17 protein-coding genes are annotated in these 17,735 nt (G+C 39.0%); 9 read left to right on the top strand and 8 right to left on the bottom strand.

Translation table 11 applies throughout. The features are described from left to right. The first annotated feature begins 59 nt into the window (after positions 1 to 59). Positions 60 to 572, top strand: coding sequence for an outer membrane beta-barrel protein (locus CBE70_RS05720; RefSeq protein ID WP_100158587.1), 513 nt, complete (start codon positions 60 to 62; stop codon positions 570 to 572). 111 nt (positions 573 to 683) lie between these two features. On the opposite strand, the gene chbG is transcribed toward CBE70_RS05720, so the two are convergent. From chbG to CBE70_RS05690, 6 genes are all read right to left on the bottom strand, one after another. Next, positions 684 to 1,448, bottom strand: coding sequence for a chitin disaccharide deacetylase (chbG, locus tag CBE70_RS05715; protein WP_100158586.1), 765 nt, complete (start codon positions 1,446 to 1,448; stop codon positions 684 to 686). Between the two features lie 36 nt (positions 1,449 to 1,484). Continuing rightward, the gene (locus CBE70_RS05710; RefSeq protein WP_100158585.1) at positions 1,485 to 2,840 is read right to left on the bottom strand and encodes a 6-phospho-beta-glucosidase; all 1,356 of its coding nucleotides are present in this window, start codon (positions 2,838 to 2,840) and stop codon (positions 1,485 to 1,487) included. Between the two features lie 160 nt (positions 2,841 to 3,000). After that, entirely contained in the window at positions 3,001 to 3,858 is an 858-nt protein-coding gene (gene chbR, locus CBE70_RS05705) for a transcriptional regulator ChbR (RefSeq protein WP_100158584.1), read from the bottom strand. Between the two features lies 1 nt (position 3,859). Continuing rightward, positions 3,860 to 4,207, bottom strand: a complete 348-nt coding sequence (gene chbA, locus CBE70_RS05700) for a PTS N,N'-diacetylchitobiose transporter subunit IIA (protein WP_088494268.1) — start codon at positions 4,205 to 4,207, stop codon at positions 3,860 to 3,862. A gap of 61 nt (positions 4,208 to 4,268) precedes the next feature. Next, entirely contained in the window at positions 4,269 to 5,627 is a 1,359-nt protein-coding gene (gene chbC, locus CBE70_RS05695) for a PTS N,N'-diacetylchitobiose transporter subunit IIC (RefSeq protein WP_023583173.1), read from the bottom strand. A gap of 94 nt (positions 5,628 to 5,721) precedes the next feature. Continuing rightward, positions 5,722 to 6,048, bottom strand: a complete 327-nt coding sequence (locus CBE70_RS05690; protein ID WP_069369489.1) for a PTS sugar transporter subunit IIB — start codon at positions 6,046 to 6,048, stop codon at positions 5,722 to 5,724. A 453-nt stretch (positions 6,049 to 6,501) separates the two neighbouring features. Between CBE70_RS05690 and CBE70_RS05685 the strand changes: the two genes are divergently transcribed. From CBE70_RS05685 to CBE70_RS05670, 4 genes are read left to right on the top strand one after another with little or no spacing between them, the layout of a single operon-like run. Beyond that, positions 6,502 to 7,461, top strand: a complete 960-nt coding sequence (locus tag CBE70_RS05685; RefSeq protein WP_100158583.1) for a siderophore ABC transporter substrate-binding protein — start codon at positions 6,502 to 6,504, stop codon at positions 7,459 to 7,461. Between the two features lie 9 nt (positions 7,462 to 7,470). Next, positions 7,471 to 8,433 carry an ABC transporter permease gene (locus CBE70_RS05680; protein ID WP_100158582.1) on the top strand — a complete coding sequence of 321 codons (963 nt, stop codon included), beginning with the start codon at positions 7,471 to 7,473 and terminating at the stop codon, positions 8,431 to 8,433. Next, positions 8,420 to 9,427 (top strand): iron chelate uptake ABC transporter family permease subunit, encoded by a 1,008-nt coding sequence (locus CBE70_RS05675; RefSeq protein WP_100158581.1) that lies wholly within the window; start codon positions 8,420 to 8,422, stop codon positions 9,425 to 9,427. Before CBE70_RS05680 ends, CBE70_RS05675 begins: the two co-directional genes overlap by 14 nt. Before the next feature lies 1 nt (position 9,428). Then, on the top strand, positions 9,429 to 10,184 hold the full coding sequence (locus tag CBE70_RS05670) for an iron ABC transporter ATP-binding protein (RefSeq protein WP_100158580.1): 756 nt from the start codon (positions 9,429 to 9,431) through the stop codon (positions 10,182 to 10,184). 98 nt (positions 10,185 to 10,282) lie between these two features. On the opposite strand, the gene CBE70_RS05665 is transcribed toward CBE70_RS05670, so the two are convergent. After that, the gene (locus CBE70_RS05665; protein WP_100158579.1) at positions 10,283 to 10,837 is read right to left on the bottom strand and encodes a TetR/AcrR family transcriptional regulator; all 555 of its coding nucleotides are present in this window, start codon (positions 10,835 to 10,837) and stop codon (positions 10,283 to 10,285) included. Between the two features lie 86 nt (positions 10,838 to 10,923). Between CBE70_RS05665 and CBE70_RS05660 the strand changes: the two genes are divergently transcribed. Then, the gene (locus tag CBE70_RS05660) at positions 10,924 to 12,426 is read left to right on the top strand and encodes an MFS transporter (protein ID WP_100158578.1); all 1,503 of its coding nucleotides are present in this window, start codon (positions 10,924 to 10,926) and stop codon (positions 12,424 to 12,426) included. 69 nt (positions 12,427 to 12,495) lie between these two features. On the opposite strand, the gene CBE70_RS05655 is transcribed toward CBE70_RS05660, so the two are convergent. Next, entirely contained in the window at positions 12,496 to 13,281 is a 786-nt protein-coding gene (locus CBE70_RS05655) for an AraC family transcriptional regulator (RefSeq protein WP_100158577.1), read from the bottom strand. A gap of 446 nt (positions 13,282 to 13,727) precedes the next feature. On the opposite strand from CBE70_RS05655, the gene CBE70_RS05650 reads away from it, so the two are divergent. The 3 genes from CBE70_RS05650 to CBE70_RS05640 are packed head-to-tail and all read left to right on the top strand — an operon-like array spanning position 13,728 to position 17,682. Beyond that, positions 13,728 to 16,148, top strand: coding sequence for a DMSO/selenate family reductase complex A subunit (locus tag CBE70_RS05650; RefSeq protein WP_100158576.1), 2,421 nt, complete (start codon positions 13,728 to 13,730; stop codon positions 16,146 to 16,148). Continuing rightward, complete coding sequence (locus CBE70_RS05645; RefSeq protein ID WP_100158575.1) at positions 16,145 to 16,786, top strand: DMSO/selenate family reductase complex B subunit; 642 nt, start codon at positions 16,145 to 16,147, stop codon at positions 16,784 to 16,786. Before CBE70_RS05650 ends, CBE70_RS05645 begins: the two co-directional genes overlap by 4 nt. Continuing rightward, positions 16,783 to 17,682 carry a dimethyl sulfoxide reductase anchor subunit family protein gene (locus tag CBE70_RS05640; protein ID WP_100158574.1) on the top strand — a complete coding sequence of 300 codons (900 nt, stop codon included), beginning with the start codon at positions 16,783 to 16,785 and terminating at the stop codon, positions 17,680 to 17,682. Before CBE70_RS05645 ends, CBE70_RS05640 begins: the two co-directional genes overlap by 4 nt. Positions 17,683 to 17,735 lie beyond the last annotated feature (53 nt).

Genomic DNA, 17,735 nt, shown 5'->3' with positions numbered 1-17,735 from the left:
TAATGTAAAGCACATATTATTTTATGATATGTGCTTATTTTTAATAAGAGAACACTATTATGTTTATTAAAAATAGCATTTCAGCTTTACTCTTGTCTTCTATATTTATTTCTTCACCACTTTTAGCAGAAAATAATAATAATCTTATTTCTCTTGGCTATGCTTATGTGAAAGTAAAAGAGGCTCCTGCATTAAATGGAATTAGCTTAAAATTACAGAGTCAACCCAATAGCAAAAAAATAGCAGGACAATTTTCAGCAATTATTGCACAAAAATCCTTTTCAAATAATCAGCGATTACGTTATGCCTCACTTTCTATGGGGCCTGTTTATGCCCTAACACCTTATCTGGAACTCTATGGCACATTAGGCGTAAGTGGACTGGGATATAAAGTTAAAACTAATAAAAAAATGAATGATAATGCAGGTTCTGTAAGCTGGGGCGCAGGCGTTACGTTCACACCTTATAAAAATATGGCGCTCATTATTGGTTATGAAGGTAGCTATTTTAAAATAGCTGAGCGTCATCTCCCAACGAATACATTAATTGCAAACTTGGGTTATCGGTTTTGATTTCTATAAAAAACAAAAAGCCTCTGCTTTATAAAAACAGAGGCAAATTAATACCAAAAGACCCACACTAGGGAATAACACAGACACCGATTGTCTAAACGACTTTCTAAATCATTTTATTAAATCTTGGTAAGTGCCTAGCTGATAACCTCTTTCCACAATCGCTTGTTTTAGTGTGATATCGGTTAACACTTCAAGCTCTGTTAGGCGCTGAAAGCAATAACCACTTGCACGTAACGAATTATCAATAAAAGCAGGATGTGTCATCACTTCAAGAGAGTGCTCACGGCGTGCTTTTGATTCATCAAGCACCTTTAAAAATAAAGCCTGTGTGATTTCATCACCATAGAACTGACTATCGAAACCCTCACTACTGATCACACCTTGAGTATCAATGCCCTCTTTTTGCGCTAAAGACCTATCAACTCGCATTGGTAACGATTTTTCTTTGGCAAATTCCGCCACAATAGGAAAAATTTGCTTAAACATATGCACATGATGGTGACTATCAATATGGTCTGGCGCACAACCAAAGATCTCAATAAAACGCTGATATTGTGCTTTAAGCTCAATACGAATTTCATCAAGCGGTAAATTACCCTCTTCAGCCATTTGCCATACCCATTTCCCTAGTACACCTTCACGCGTTAAAGAAGGTAAAGGAGACAGCGGTTTACCCATCGTCAACGTAAAATGAAGCCCAACACCTAATCCAGGCAACTCATGACGCAATTGTGCTGCATGTTGAATTCCGTCAGCATTTACAAGTGCCGTTGTTGAGCTAACCACACCATGGCGAAAGCACTCGGCAATGCCGTAGTTTTGACCTTTACTCAACCCGAAATCATCCGCATTCACAATTAATAAACCAGCCATTCTGTCTCCTTATTACTTATTTTTATCTACCGACAATTAATGAGAGGTTTTTTCTAACTCAGTAATTGCTTTAGCAAAATTAGGTAGATGTGCTTTATGTGCTAATAACATTTCACGTGTAAGTACTTCTGCATCTTTATCTGAAAGTACTAACGGTGTTAGGTTCATCGCTAATAAAGCATCATTTAATTCACCACTAATAGCCGCTTTGCTGGCTGCAATTTCAAAGGCTTTAATGGTATGAATTAATCCCATCACTTTTTCATCAAAATGTGTTAAACGTGGATGAGGTTTAGCGCCATCACGCCCCAAAATAGCGGTCACTTCAATTGACCAATCTGCGGGAATATTATCAATATGACCATGATGAGGAATATTCACATAATGCTCAGCTTGTTTATCATTATAAATAGCATTAATCACTTCACAGGCTGCGTCAGAATAATAAGCACCACCACGTAATTCCAACTCTTTTGGTTTGATATTTAAATCAGGATCTTTATACAATTCAAACAGTTGCTTTTCGACTTTTTGTACTACTTTGGCGCGAGCGCCTCCTTTATAGTATTCACCCATTTCAATAGCTAACATCTCTTTTTGCTTGAAGTAATACAGTAAATAAGAGCATGGCAGCATATTAAGAGAGCGGATCAACCCTTCACTAAATGGTAGATCAAAAATATTTTTCACAGAGCCTGCCGTTAATGTTCCTGAAGCCACACCATCTAATAATTCAGGAAAACGGGATTGACCATTGACAATAACATCTTTAATAAACACCATGTGATTTAAGCCAAATAAATCAATGGAGAGTTCATCTTTATCCGTTAACTTCAAAACATCTGTAATAAACATCTTCATACCGATTGGAATATTACAAACCCCAATAAACTTCTTAAAATTGGTATGACGATAAACGGCTTCTGTTACCATCCCTGCGGGATTCGTAAAGTTGATGATCCACGCATTAGGGCAAATTTCTTCAACATCCTTAATAATATCGAAAATAACAGGGATCGTGCGTAAGCCTTTAAATAACCCGCCAGCACCATTAGTTTCTTGTCCTAAATAACCATGACTTAAAGGAATAGATTCATCAAGCTCTCTTGCTTTCAATTGACCAACACGCAATTGTGTTGTGACAAAATCAGCCTCTTTTAATGCTTCACGGCGATTAAGTGTTTTATAAATAGTTAAAGGAATACCCGCCTTTTTTACCATACGTTGGCAAAGCTCAAAAATAATATCAAGCTTCTCTTTTCCTTCTTCAACATCCACCAACCATAATTCAGTGATCGGTAATTCATGATAACGCTTAATAAAACCTTCTAATAATTCAGGCGTATAACTGCTTCCACCACCAATGGTAACTACTTTTAATTTATGACTCATAAAATACTCCCATACAGCGTAATAGTGCTGTTATTTGTGTATTAATGGCGAAATTAAGGCGTAAAGAGCCATAAAGAAAATAAACTTATTTTCTTCTTTCTCTCTATTTTCAATAAAATTAATCTTTATCGTTGATTAATTTCTTACGCTTAATAATGAATTAGTTTGTTTCTTTAATACTGTATAAATTTTTCCGATAACTATTTGGTGTCAGCGAAGTTATTTTCTTAAATGTCTTAATAAATAAACTTGGGCTACTGTAACCCGCATCAAAAGCAATATCTGTTATCGAATAGTTTGTAATTTCCAATTGTTTTTTCGCAAAATTAATTCGAATATCATGAATAATTTGCATTGGTGTTTTATCGTAATAACGCCGAGTTGCTCGGGTTAAATATTCTTGTGATTTCCCTGATAACATCACCATATTTACCAGTGCATTTTCACCAAATTTTTGTTTGTCATGCATCTCGCTTACAGTGTCTCTTAGCCATAAGGGAATATCGTCTTGTGTTCTATTTTCTCGATGGTGTCGTAATCTATTCACCACATTAAAGGTGACAATTTCAATAAATTCATTAAATTCGGTATGGCGGAAATTCAATGAGCCAATAACGGATTCAATATAGGAAAGAAACTCATTTTTTAATTCATAAACTTGTGAGGCAATAAAATAAGAAGGCAATAACGAGAGGTAATGTTTATCAAAAAAGGCTTTACTAATTCCCACATTTAAAATGCGTGTTGCACCAAAGTCATAAAAACTTTGGTGATGAGAACCAATGGGAATAAAAACAAAATCACCACGCTCAAGTAAAATCTTTTTACCATTAATCTCTTGATAATAGCGCCCTGTTAATACAATGGTGAATTCATAATAATCATGCTGATGCAACCCACTGACACTTTCTGTTTTATTATAAATAAAGACATGAAAGTTCTTGCCATTAAATAGCTGATCTTCATAGACCATGCGTATTTCGCTTTGTGCTCTCAATGACTCCACCACGGTATTCATCTTATTTTATCTTCTCATGTAACTCGATTAATTCTGTCACTAACTCTCTGGCTAACATCGATGTCATTAAATGATCTTGTGCGTGGACTAATACCAAACTGACTTTCGTTTTTCCTACACCTTGGTCATCACCAATTAAACGAGTTTGTATTTTATGTGCTTCATTTAATGCTTCGCGAGATTGTTCCATTAATTTTCTCGCGCCATCAAAATCACCTTCTTTGGCTTTTTTTAATGCACCATAAGCCACACTACGTGCTTGGCCGGAGTTAATGATAAGCCCCATAATGATCTCTTCAAATTCATCATCGGTTGCACTGCTATCAACGGCATTTTCAATATCTAACATCATATTTCCTCTTTGACACTGGCAAGTGCAGAGAAGCCTCTGCACTTGTGTTTTCTATTACTTAAAATTTCAATGCATTGGCAATATCTTCTTCACTTTCTTCTTTTTCAATTTCAGTTTGAGCTTTATTTGAAATAATCACGAAAGGAAGATAAATCAGTGTGGCAACACCCAAGTTAAACAGTGCTAATAACAGTGCCGCAATACTACCGTTGGTATTAAAGAAGGCTCCTAGCCCAGTTGGCATTGTCCACGGCGCAATATTTGTCACTGGTGGGATTATCCCCAAGTAATAAGCAGTCACAGTAATCGCGGCAAGAATAGGCTGAATAAGAATAAATGGAATAAACATCACTGGGTTCATAATCACAGGCAGACCAAAAATAATCGGTTCGTTAATTTGGAATAAACCTGCTGGTAATGCCAGTTTTGCTACTTGGCGATGATCGGCACGACGAGATGCGATAAAGATAGCCAGAATAAGTCCCAGTGTTGCCCCTGTACCCCCTAAGAAGATAAAGGAATCTAACATTGGTTTCGCCCAGAGATGGAAGGTCTTACCCGCTGCAAGCGCAGCTTCCACTGAACCATATTCAGTATAAATTGAGACGTTCTCTAACGCCCAAGGCGTCATAATGCCACTATCAAGTGCAGCAAGTGCGAGTGATCCATGAATACCAAAGAACCACAGTAAAGAGGTGAAGATAACGTAAGCCCAACCAACCACAGAGCCCATTGATGCTAATGGTGTTGAGATAGAATCTAAAATAATTTGATGGAAGTTCGTTTCATACGTCGCTAATCCCCACGAGACAATTCCCATAACTGATAAGATAATAAAGCCCGGAATTAATGCAGAGAATGAACGTGAAACAGACGCAGGTACGCTATCTGGTAAACGGATAACCCAGTTACGGCGCACAATAAAGGTAAACATTTCAGCCACAACAAGACCAATAATGATACCTGAAATAATATTTGCTCCACCTAACCAATTAGCGCCTACTGCATAAGCACCACCGGCGTTATAAGGTGTTACTGTCATAAAGGCTGCAATAGAAAGTAAACCTGCCGCAATCGGGTCAACTTTACGTTCTTCTGCTAATGCCATTCCGATAAAGAACGGTGCCATCAACGACATAATGCCCAATGTACCATTATAGACATTCCCCCCTATGGCTTTAAAACCATTGAGAGTTTCTATTGTTGATGCATCAAGGCGGATACCTAAAGAATAAAAGAAGGAGCCGTCACCAAAACTAAGAAAGACGTTATTGATAAGAACAAACATTGCCCCTGCAAGGGTTAATGGCATTAAACGAATAAAGCCATTTTTAATCGCATTAACGTGAGGTTGCTTTCCAATTTTAACCGCAAAAGGAAGGAGTACCTTTTCAAGTGAACCAATAAACTTACTCATAGAAAAATACCCTTAAAATGCCGCTAATTGCTCGGCTTGCTGAAAAATTCGCTCTTTGACTGGAATAGAAATAATAAAAAAATAAAAAATAGAATTAATTTGTTGTTGCAGATGCTTTTTTAATAGAGGCGACAGCGGCTTTTAACACACCTAAGCCATCTACTTTTCCGTATAACAAAGAATCGATCACTTCGACCGGTTTATTAGGGAGTAATTTTTGGATATCAGGCAACATCCAGCTAATTTGTGGACCAAGTAAAATCAGATCCGCATCCTGTCCTTTTTGTGCCGCTAAGGTTTCAGGAAATGCTTCAATAACCACAGGAACTTCATATTTTTCTGCTTGTGCTCGCATTTTGGTCACGAGAAGAGATGTTGACATGCCAGCAGAACAAAATAAGTAAATATATTTCTTTTGCATAAAACCCTCTTGAGTTGGCAACGATTTACCCTAGAGATAACAAGGCTTTCTCTTGTGCATTCATTACTGTGTCAGTACAGAAACCGAAGTAAGATTAAAATAAGGATTGTTTCTGCTTGAATAAAGTATACGCAATGATACTAGTTAACGATATTTCTTATAGGTTCAGAATTGTCTCTCCTTGACCTACTCTTTTGACACTCTTCACAAATTGAGCAAATAATCTGAAGAGTTCTTTCTCGTCACGAAATTTGTCTTTCTTATTAACACCTATGACCACTCTCAAAATTTCGCCATTTTAGTCAAGTTAATCCTTTATTATTATGAGAATGTGAATTAGTATCATTACTCTTTATGCTTTTGATGGTATTATCGTCTTCTTTGTGGATCGACATTTAGGCCACTGCTGTAAAGATCCGTGTTATTTCGTGTTGCAACAATATGGGAAAGAGAATGTTTAAAAAGTCATTAAGCCCACTGTTCTTACTGCTTTCTTCACTTGTTATCGCAGGTTGTGATAACGCTCAAGACACATCAACAACACAATCAGCAGAGAAACAAACTCTCACGATTGAACATTTTCAAGGGACAACTGAAATCCCTGCACACCCACAAAAAGTGGTTGTGATGAATATGGAAACCCTTGATATTATTGATGCATTAGGCGTTTCTATTGTTGGTCTTCCACAAACGAATGTTCATTTACCAAAATTCTTAGAGAAATACACCAATCCGAACGACTATATCAATGAAGGTGCATTATTTGAGCCGAACTATGAAAAGCTCAGCACAACAGCGCCAGATCTGATTTTAAGTGGTAGCCGTGCTCGTGATGCGTATGCAAAATTAAGTGAAATTGCACCAGCGATTTCAATGGATATCGATCCTAAGCGTTTCGTTGAAAGCCTTGCTGAGCGTACAACAACATTAGGTCAAATTTTTGGCAAAGAAGAACAAGCCAAAAAATTACTGGCTGATTTCAATAGCAAAATTGATACCGTAAAAACCAAAACACCAGATGCAGGTAAAGCGATGGTCGTTTTAGTCAGTGGCGGTAAAATTTCAGCTTATGGCCCAGGCTCTCGCTTTGGCTTTATCTATGATGTATTAGGTTTTGAACCAGCTTATGTTTTTGATAGCCCAGGTTCACACGGCAACATCGTTAACTCTGAATTACTGTTAAAACTTAACCCAGACTGGATGTTTGTTATTGACCGTGACGCAGCGATTGGTCGTGAAGATTCACAACCAGCTCAACAAGTTCTTGATAATGCTCTGGTAAGAAAAGTAAATGCTTGGAACAAAGACCAAGTTATCTATCTTGACGCAAGTTCCATTTATATTTCTGGCGGGATCCAAACTTACTCTCGCTTAATGGATACAATTAATCAGGCATTGGATCAAAAAAAATAAAATAACTGAATGAAAACGTTCCATTTATCATTGGGGATAGGAGGTATCGCTATCCTCTCAATGATCAGTCTATTTGTCGGCGCAGGAGATATTACTCCTGCTTCGCTTTTTTCTGATCCCGATATGCGCGATATCTTCTTTATCAGCCGTGTTCCAAGAACCCTATCATTATTACTCGCCGGTGGTGCCATTAGTGTTGCAGGTTTAATCATGCAACTACTCACCCAAAACCGCTTTGTTGAACCCTCTCTTGCAGGAACAACACAATCTGCAAGTCTTGGATTATTAGTCGTCATGCTGCTCTTTCCCGCGGCTGGCATCTTTACCAAAATGATGGTCGCAACTGTTTTTGCCCTTCTTGGTACTTTGTTGTTTATGTTGCTTTTGCAAAGGATCACCTTAAAAACAACACTGATAGTTCCTTTGGTTGGCATTATGCTCAGTGCGGTTATTGGCGCACTTACCATCTTCTTAGCGGTGTATTTCGATTTACTGCAATCATTAGATGCATGGACAAGTGGCGATTTCTCAAGTGTGTTACAAGGCCGTTATGAGCTGTTATGGCTTGTCGGTGCACTAGCAATCATGGCGTGTTGGGTTGCAGATAGCTTTACTGTTGCCGGAATGGGGCGTGAATTTTCCATTAATGTGGGACTCAATTACCGCAAAGTGATGATCATTGGGTTATCCATTATTGCACTAATTAGTGGCGTCGTTGTTTCTGTTGTCGGTGCATTACCTTTCCTCGGCTTGATTGTCCCCAATCTGGTGAGCTTAGTGATGGGTGATAATATCCGCAAAACCATTCCTTGGGTTTGCTTGAGTGGTGGTGCGATTGTTTTACTGTGTGATGTGATTGGTCGCCTTATTCGCTACCCATTTGAAATTCCTGCCAGCGTTATTTTAGGTGCAGTGGGTGCCGTTATTTTCCTTTTCTTAATATTAAAGCAGCAACGTTATGCAAAAAGTTAATTCATCCATAATTAGCAAATGTACTGGCGCTGTCGAACATAAGAAAACGCGCCTCTCGCCGATGTCTCGTATCTGGTTATTATTAGGGGCATCGTTATTATCTATTGTGTTATTTATGACGATAAACCTAAACGGCAATATCTCTTATATTCTGACTCATCGTGCATATATTGTACTTACGATGATTGTGGTGGCGTTTGCCGCTGGTGTTTCCACGATATTGTTTCAAACCATCGCGAATAACCGTATTTTGACACCTTCACTTATGGGGTTAGAAGCCCTGTTTGTGTTGCTACAAACTGTGTTTGTCTTCTTTGAAGGCGATATGCCTGCCTCGTGGATGCTGAACCTATCAAAGTTCTTTTTAGAATCAGCATTGTTGGTACTATTTTCAGTGGTGCTCTATCGTTGGCTGTTTAGCTCTGTACGCTTTAACATTAATTTAGTCCTGATGATTGGGATTATTTTAGGAACGCTATTTCGTAGTTCGGCTACGCTATTACAACGCTTGATGGATCCTAATGAGTTTTCCATCTTACAAGGTCGCATGTTTGCCACCTTCACTCGTGCCACTCCTGATCTTATCTTTTGTGCCTTAGCCATGATTGTGGTTGTCGGTGTTTTACTTTGGCGTATGCGTTATAGCTTTGATGTAATGGCATTAGGACAAGCAAATGCCATTAACCTTGGTATTAATTACCGCAAACAGACCACTTATATTTTGTTACTGATTTCTGTTTTAGTTGCAGTTTCTACCGCTTTAGTTGGCCCGTTAACCTTCTTGGGTTTAATTGTGGCTAACCTTGCTTATCACATTAGTGGTAGTAGCCAACACCGTTTCTTGATGCCCGTAGCTTTTCTACTGGGTACTATTGCCTTAATCGGTGGACAACTAGTTTTAGAATATGGCTTAAAAATGACAGGAACACTTTCTGTTGTGATTGAGTTTGTTGGTGGGATGTTCTTTATCTATTTGGTGTTAAGAAGACTTTAATATGATTGAAATCAGCAAAATATCAAAACGTTATCAAGACACAACCGTTCTCGATAATATTACAACAACAATTCAACGTGGCGGTATTACTTCGATCATAGGCCCTAATGGCGCGGGTAAATCCACACTACTTTCTGTTATTGGACGTCTATTACTTCCTGAAAGTGGTATGGTGAGCGTTAATGGTATGGATGTTGCTGCAACTGATAGCGATGTTCTTGCTAAAAATCTCTCAATACTGCGCCAAGAAAACCAGTTTGTTAGTCGTTTAACCGTAGAAGAATTAGTCGGTTTTGGGCGCTATCCTTACAGCAAAGGTCGTTTAACGCTCGAAGATAAAAAAGTCATTGATGAGTCATTAGACTTTTTAAATCTGACTGAATTTCGTCATCGCTATCTAGATGAATTATCGGGTGGGCAACGTCAACGTACCTATGTTGCGATGGTACTATGCCAAGACACAGAATATGTCATGCTTGATGAACCACTGAATAATCTTGATATGAAGCATGCGGTGATCATGATGAAACTTCTGCGAAAAGCCGCAGATGAATTAGGAAAAACCATTATTATCGTTATTCATGATATCAATTTTGCCTCTGTTTATTCTGACTATATTTTAGCCATGCGTAACGGACAACTGTATTATCACGGTTCACCAAAAGAAATCATGAAAGCAGATATTATCGAAGATATTTTTGATACCCCCGTTGACGTTAAAGAGCTAGATAATAAGCTAATTGCTATGTATTACTAATTACAATGTATTACTAATTACAATGTATTACTAATTCCATTTAGCCCGATTATCTTCAATAAAAAGCATGTTGTTCTTCTCATTAACAACATGCTTTTTTATTGCTTTTTCCTTTGCTGAAGTAACTCTGAGTCAATATCTTCAAAAATAGATTGCCATTCATTATCATCAATATCCATTAATCCAAAATAACGCAGTAAAAAAGTGCCTTCTGTCGCTAAAAATGCCAATCGTGCACGTTTTCCGGCTTCTGTTGTTGTATCTACACCAGCTAACCGTTGCTGATACCACTCTTTTGTACTTTGCAGATATTCAGGCGTTTGTAGCAATGCTGCCATCAAACTCGCCCCTTTGGCAAAAGAGACTTTGTCGTGATGATGTGTGGCGTGAATATGCGCAACGACACGATTATCAGGTGAGTTATCATTTTCAACGATTTTTTTAAATTGCGTTTCATAACTGCCTTCCCAGTGTTCAAACATGGCATCAATCATTGCCTCTTTACTACTAAAACAGTATTGAACGCCCCCTTTTGAGATCCCCATTTTTTTTGCAACAGTATCAATCGTTAATGCTGCTGCTCCTTGCTCCATTACAATGTCGAAGATAGCTTCTAACAGTTTTTCTCTATCAATGGTTCTTTGACGTCCCATAAAAAAACCTCTTTTCAATACGGTCGTATGGATTTATATTGTAGCCGCTAGTAAAAATAATACACATAAAAATAACTGAGATTTCTATGATAAAAGATTATAAACGTTGGATAGTATTACTTTTGGTATCTAGCATGTTGTTTCTCATTGTTGTTGATGTAACCGTGCTTTATACCGCATTGCCACGTTTAACTCATGATTTAAACGCAAGTGCTTCAGAAAAACTTTGGATAATGAATGCTTATCCATTAATTGTTGCCGGATTATTACCTGCAGCAGGTATGCTCACAGACAGAATTGGTCATAAAACATTATTTATTAGTGGATTGCCACTATTTGCACTCGCTTCATTGTGTGCCGCATTTTCACCTTCGGCGACCACTTTAATTGCTTCTCGAGGTTTTTTAGCCGTGGGCGCCGCAATGAGTATGCCAGCTACACTATCAATAGTGCGCCAAGTTTTTAGCGATCCACAAGAGCGAGCTATTGCGATTGGCATTTGGTCTGCGGTTGCTTCTGGCGGTGCTGCTTTAGGGCCTTTAATTGGTGGTATTTTATTAAATAATTTTTGGTGGGGCTCTGTCTTTTTAATTAACGTCCCCATTGTTCTTTTTGTATTACCGTTTTCTATTTGGCTTATCCCTAAGTTTTCGGGATATAGTACTCATAAAATTGATTATTTAAGCTCAGTACTCATTTTAGTGGGTTTGATCAGTGCCATTTATGCCTTAAAAGAGATAGGGAAACCTTATACACAGTGGAATGAAGCTACGATTGCCACCATTGTTGCAGCCGTTTTTCTCACTCTATTTACTCTACGCCAACGTAAGCAAGCTCACCCAATGATTGACTTTAGGTTATTTAAAAACCGCTATTTTAGCATCGGTATTTTAATGGCCGTACTTTCTATGGTGATCATTGTAGGCATTGAATTATTGCTTAGCCAGCGTTTACAGCTTGTTGCGGGTTTTACCCCACTTAACGCAGCGCTGGTCATTTTACCCATTCCTATTGGCTCCGTACTTGCTTCTCCATTGGCAGGTTATTTCTTGGTACGTTTAGGTGAAGTTCGCTTAATTATTGCTGGATTTATGCTTACTTTAGTGGGAAATCTGTGGTTAATTGCCGTTTATCAAACAACATCTCCAATGGTGTTAATTGGTAGCTTATTCTTAATTGGCTTTGGTTTAGGTATTATTTTTACCACCGCATCGACATCAATTATGTTGAGTGTCGCAGATAGACAAGCGGGCATGGCAGCATCAATTGAAGATGTGGCTTATGAGCTCGGCAGTGTGATTGGCGTGACATTTATGGGCAGTTTGATGAGTACGGTATACACCTTAAAACTGATGTTACCTAATTCATTAACCGTTGATGATGCGGTATATGACAGTTTAGATGAGGCTCTTATTGTGGCAGAAAGACTGCCAATTGACGTGGCTTCTCTTGTGATATCTCAAGCAAATATCGCCTTTGAAAATGCTTTCTTTGTTGTACTAATCGCGACGGCAATTATTACCGCTCTCAGTTTACTCTTTTTGCCTTATTGTTTACGTAATGCAGTGAGGAAAACCAGCTTAAATTAGCAAAGATATTATGCAAAATAAACGCGCCGAAATGGCGCGTTTTTAATGACTAACGAATATCTTTATAAACTAAAATCTATCAATATCCAGTGCATCCATACTAAAATGAGAAGGCGATTGCCCCATCTGTTTTTTAAACATCGTCGAGAATGAGCCGGCACTGTTATAACCCAAATCAAAGGCAATTTCGGTAATACCGCGTCCTGATAAGATTTGTGTTAATGAATTCAATAAACAGACTTGTTGTCGCCATTGTGAAAATGACATTCCTGTTTGCTGACGGAAAAAGCGGCTAAAAGAACGCTCACTTTTATGTAATCTATCTGCCCACTGTTGGGGTAAAGAATCTATTTTAGGATTACGAATAAAATCACGGCATAATTTAGCTAATTTACTGTCTTGTGGGATCGGAGCAAAAAACGGTAACGGTTTTGCTTTCGCTAATTCACATAGGATTAACTGCATTAAAAGACCATCTCGCCCTTTTTTATCGTATTCAGCAGGCACATCCACGGCATCAAGCAATAGTTGACGGAAAAGAGGAGAAACACTGACAACTTCGCACTGTTTGCTATGACGAGGTGCTGCGGAAGGCTCGATATACAAGCTTCGAGTACTTACATCTAACATACGAGTTTCATGACCTGTTTCTGGCGGGATCCATACACCACAAGACGGTGGAATAACCCATTCACCATCATCTGTACTCACTTCAATTAAGCCTGTGGCAGGGTATAAAAATTGAGCTCGACGATGTTGATGCGTTTCTAACAATGTATTGGGCAAATAGTCTGTACCCAGCGCAATAACATCTCGGTCAAGTGAATCAACGCTTTTTAAAGGTACATTTCTCACAATTTAGGTCACTCTCTTTTTATTTTCGTCCTTTTAATATAGCAGTTATCCCATGCTCGACACACTGGCAAATAATGACCTATATAACCAAAATCGCTATATATTCATATAAATAACGAATGTAACTTATGTGAAATTTAAACCTTCTTGATATCTATTTAACAAACCTTATTAACAAACAAAAAACGCACTTTTAACACCCATCATAAATAGGCTGAAATTCAAATGTCATTGTCTGGTTTTAGAATGTTGGCAAAAGATTAATCAACTACTATCCCTCTCGCAGAGGTGATTTCGAGCGCTCTGCAATTATCTATGCATTCAATAATAATGCAGCGGATACCAGACATTCCCTTTATTCATAGCCTAGAAAAATCACGCACATTCTTTATATCAAGTATCGGGTATATCGGGATCCGCCTATTATGTTTAAGGTAGAGTTCATTATGAGCAATCAGTCCGATCACGATAGTGATACAAAGAGCATTCTCAACGATGTTAGCCGCCGTCACTTTATTCAAGCGAGCTCAGCATTAATCACCCTTCCTTTTCTCGCATCAAACGCTTTTGCTGCGACAACAGGTAACGCTATCCCAGTAAAATCAATAACAACCGAAGATGGTGAGCGCGTTGTTTCAACCTGTAGTAGCTTTGACTGTGGTGGTAAATGTGACATTCGTGCTCATGTAAAAGATGGCAAAGTCACCCGTATTAGCACACGCCCAGATGCTGATTTAGATGAAGATATGCCTATTATGCGTGCCTGTGTACGAGGCCGTGGTTATCGTAAATTTGTCTATCACCCAGACCGTTTAAAATACCCAATGAAACGCGTTGGAAAACGTGGCGAAGGCAAATTTGAACGCATTACTTGGGAAGAAGCCACCACACTTATTGCGCAAAATATGCAGCGCATTAACCAGCAATATGGCCCAGCGTCTCGCTTTGTAAGCTTAAGTACGGGCGTCACTGGTGGTATTTTCTCAGGTGCGAATATGTTACGTCGCCTGTTTAATATCACTGGTGGTTTTCTGGAAAACTATCACTCTGTCAGTAACGGTAATACTCTTGCGGTCACACCTTATACTTACGGCACCGCAGCCAGTGGCAGTACACTCGACACATTAGAAAATACCCCTCTTGTAATTTTATGGGGTCATAACCCTAATGAAACTATTTTTGGTCATTCAAACCATTTTTTCCAAAAAATGAAGAAAAATGGCACTAAATTTATTGTCGTTGACCCTCGTTATTCTGATACCGCTTCTTCTTTAGCTGATCAATGGATACCTTTACTGCCAACAACAGATAACGCGATGATGGATGCAATGATGTATGTCATCGTCAGTGAAAACCTGCATGACCAAGCCTTTATTGATAAATACACAGTTGGCTTTGATGAACACCAAATGCCCGAAGGTGTGGCTGAAAATGAGTCTTTAGTTGCCTATTTAATGGGTAAAAAAGATGGCATTAAGAAAACCCCTGAATGGGCAGAAACTATTACCAAAGTGCCGGCTGATACTATTAAACAATTAGCTCGTGAATACGCATCGACAAAACCTGCTGCTTTAATGCAAGGCTGGGGACCTCAGCGCCATATTTGTGGTGAACGGACGGCGCGTGGTGCAACATTACTTGCCACTATCACGGGAAATGTGGGAGTGCGTGGTGGTTGGGCCGCGGGTTATGGAATGGCATTAAACTCTGAATTGCGTAAAACCATCGCAGGGCCAAGCCTATTAACCAATCCAGTAAAAGCGAAAATCAATATCACCAACTGGGTACAAGCGTGTGAAGATAAAAATTTAGTCACACCACAAAATGGGTTACTGAATGCAGAGAAACTTGATACTGAAATCAAGATGATTTTCTCAATGGCGGGTAACTACATGACAAACCAAAACACCGATATTCTTCATGCTGCGAAAGTACTTGAAGATGAATCGAAAGTAGAATTTATCGTTTGTAGTGATCTCTATCTGACACCAAGTGCAAAATATGCCGATATTTTACTGCCAGAAACCAGCTTCTTAGAACGTTGGAACATCGGTGGTACATGGAGTTATGGCGACTACATTATTCTTTCTGAAAAGGTGATTGAACCTGAATTTGAGCGTCGTACTGACTACGATTGGTTACGTGAAGTTGCCGATAAATTAGGTGTAGGCGAACAATTTAGCGAAGGTAAAGAGACTGACCGTGATTGGATTGAATATTTAGTTGATGACGCAAGTGTTAAACGTCCTGAAGACGGTATTCCAACCTTTAAAGAGTTATTGGTTAAACGTCGTCATCTATTAAAACATCGTCCTCACACTCAAAATGTGGCGTTTGAGAAAAATATCCAAGATATCGAGAATAATCCATTCCCAACACCATCAGGCAAAATTGAGATCTTCTCTAAGCGTTTATATGACATGAATAATGTCGATATTCCTGCACTCTCTCATTATGTACCCGCCATTGAGGGCCCTGAAGATACGTTAACGGATAAATTCCCGTTACAACTTATCACTTGGAAAGGGCGTAACCGCGCAAACTCAACGCAATTTGCCAACCCTTGGTTGCAAGAAGTACAACGCCAAGAACTCTGGTTAAATCCCTTAGATGCCCAAGATAGAAACATCAAAGAGGGCGAGAAAGTCAAAGTGTATAACGATCGCGGGGTAACGATGGTTCCCGTCAAATTAACACAACGAATTATGCCTGGTGTCGTCGCCTTGCAAGCAGGTGCTTGGTGGCAACCTGATGCAAAAGGCATAGATCAAGGTGGATGTGCCAACGTATTAACATCATCCCGAAGCACCGCAATGGCACACGGCAATGCTCACCAAACATTATTGGTCGAGGTAGCAAAAGCATGAGTAAATTTATCGTTTATCCCGCTGTGAGCAATAAACAGTTAGGGTTTTATATCGACAGCGCTCGCTGTTCAGGTTGTAAGGCGTGTCAGGTTGCTTGTAAAGATAAAAACAACCTTGATGTCGGACGCAAATTTCGCCGTGTCTATGAAATCACGGGCGGTGGTTATAACCGTAATCCTCAAGGTGCGCTGATCAATAATGTCTTTGCTTACACGTTATCTATTTCTTGTAACCATTGTGACGATCCTATTTGTGTTAAAAACTGCCCAACAACAGCAATGCATAAGCGTGAAGGTGATGGCATTGTCATGGTAGATACAGACAAATGCGTCGGTTGTGGTGCTTGTGCGTGGTCTTGCCCTTATGGCGCGCCACAGATGAACCCAGACACTAAACAGATGTCAAAATGCGACTTTTGTATCGATTTACAGCAAAAAGGTGAGCAACCAGTTTGTGTCGCCACTTGTCCGCTAGGTGCAATCCAATTTGGCCCTATTGATGAACTACGTGAACGCTATGGCGATTTAGATTATGTCACGGGTTTACCTTCCCCTGAAATAACGCATCCAAACCTTGTTATTAACCCACATCAGGGTGCCAATAATGACGGGATCAATAATAAGGGAGAAAGAAAATGAATGAATGGTCATTATTAATCTTCACATTTATGATGAATGCGACCATTGGTCTTGCACTAACAACAGGGCTTTTTGCTCGTCGCCTTTCTCATTATCTCAATGCAGAAAGCTATTATCGCTTTATGCTATTGGCCTTATTTGTTATTTGTGGATTAGCAGGTATAGGCTCTATTGCCTCAATCACTCACTTAGGCGTGCCATTAAATGCCCCTAATGCGATTAGAAATGTTTTTTCTGCTTGGCTAAGTCGTGAAGTTGCCGTCACTGCTATTTTTGTCGGTTGTCTAGGCTTAACCTTCTTATGGCTCTGGCGCACTCGTAAACTCTCAATGCTGTTATTAAGTACCAGTATTCTGATTGGGCTATTTGATATTTACTGCATGGCATCAATTTATCGCCATACCTCCATTTTGACATGGATGGATCCAAACACTTACGTGATGTTCTTCGGGGCAATGTTAACGCTTGGTGCCGCTATTTTCTTTTTGCTGCTCAAAGTATTACAACGCGTAGGAAGTAAGTTAGGTATTGAAATACCTCAAGCCTCTTTCCCAATGCGCTGGAAATGGCAGTTATGGGGAATAATGGCATTTAGCTTAATCGGTCGATTACTGTATCAACCTTTTTATGAGCAATATTTAACGAGTACGCTATATAGCCAAAAATCGGTGACATTCCCGTTATCACCTATTCAAGTCTATTACTCCATTGGTTCATTGCGCACTACATGCTGGATCTTAGCAACCTTTGCAGTATTGGCTTGTGGTTATAGTTTAGTGAAATTCCTAGCCCCTAAAAATCAAGGTAAATCCACTGAGTCTATTTTTGCACTTGGCTGTGTTATCGCAATTATCGCTGACTTTATGTTGCGCTATGTTTTCTACTCAATTCACTAGTTGTAATTGAGCATGTCGTTTAAATAATAAAAAACAAACCTCATTGATTGGGG

Origin of the sequence: Proteus columbae (assembly GCF_002777965.1) — a bacterium.
Classification (GTDB): Bacteria; Pseudomonadota; Gammaproteobacteria; order Enterobacterales; family Enterobacteriaceae; genus Proteus; species Proteus columbae.
This window is presented reverse-complemented; position numbering and strand designations above follow the sequence as displayed.

What these genes read in the sequence shown, in the direction of transcription:
- CBE70_RS05710 (WP_100158585.1), bottom strand. Translation starts at nt 2,840, where the DNA reads ATGAGTCATAAATTAAAAGTAGTTACCATTGGTGGTGGAAGCAGTTAT.
- chbR (WP_100158584.1), bottom strand. Translation starts at nt 3,858, where the DNA reads ATGAATACCGTGGTGGAGTCATTGAGAGCACAAAGCGAAATACGCATG.
- chbA (WP_088494268.1), bottom strand. Translation starts at nt 4,207, where the DNA reads ATGTTAGATATTGAAAATGCCGTTGATAGCAGTGCAACCGATGATGAA.
- CBE70_RS05685 (WP_100158583.1), top strand. Translation starts at nt 6,502, where the DNA reads ATGTTTAAAAAGTCATTAAGCCCACTGTTCTTACTGCTTTCTTCACTT.
- CBE70_RS05650 (WP_100158576.1), top strand. Translation starts at nt 13,728, where the DNA reads ATGAGCAATCAGTCCGATCACGATAGTGATACAAAGAGCATTCTCAAC.
- CBE70_RS05670 (WP_100158580.1), top strand. Translation starts at nt 9,429, where the DNA reads ATGATTGAAATCAGCAAAATATCAAAACGTTATCAAGACACAACCGTT.
- CBE70_RS05720 (WP_100158587.1), top strand. Translation starts at nt 60, where the DNA reads ATGTTTATTAAAAATAGCATTTCAGCTTTACTCTTGTCTTCTATATTT.
- CBE70_RS05640 (WP_100158574.1), top strand. Translation starts at nt 16,783, where the DNA reads ATGAATGAATGGTCATTATTAATCTTCACATTTATGATGAATGCGACC.
- CBE70_RS05680 (WP_100158582.1), top strand. Translation starts at nt 7,471, where the DNA reads ATGAAAACGTTCCATTTATCATTGGGGATAGGAGGTATCGCTATCCTC.
- chbC (WP_023583173.1), bottom strand. Translation starts at nt 5,627, where the DNA reads ATGAGTAAGTTTATTGGTTCACTTGAAAAGGTACTCCTTCCTTTTGCG.
- CBE70_RS05690 (WP_069369489.1), bottom strand. Translation starts at nt 6,048, where the DNA reads ATGCAAAAGAAATATATTTACTTATTTTGTTCTGCTGGCATGTCAACA.
- CBE70_RS05645 (WP_100158575.1), top strand. Translation starts at nt 16,145, where the DNA reads ATGAGTAAATTTATCGTTTATCCCGCTGTGAGCAATAAACAGTTAGGG.
- chbG (WP_100158586.1), bottom strand. Translation starts at nt 1,448, where the DNA reads ATGGCTGGTTTATTAATTGTGAATGCGGATGATTTCGGGTTGAGTAAA.
- CBE70_RS05675 (WP_100158581.1), top strand. Translation starts at nt 8,420, where the DNA reads ATGCAAAAAGTTAATTCATCCATAATTAGCAAATGTACTGGCGCTGTC.
- CBE70_RS05665 (WP_100158579.1), bottom strand. Translation starts at nt 10,837, where the DNA reads ATGGGACGTCAAAGAACCATTGATAGAGAAAAACTGTTAGAAGCTATC.
- CBE70_RS05660 (WP_100158578.1), top strand. Translation starts at nt 10,924, where the DNA reads ATGATAAAAGATTATAAACGTTGGATAGTATTACTTTTGGTATCTAGC.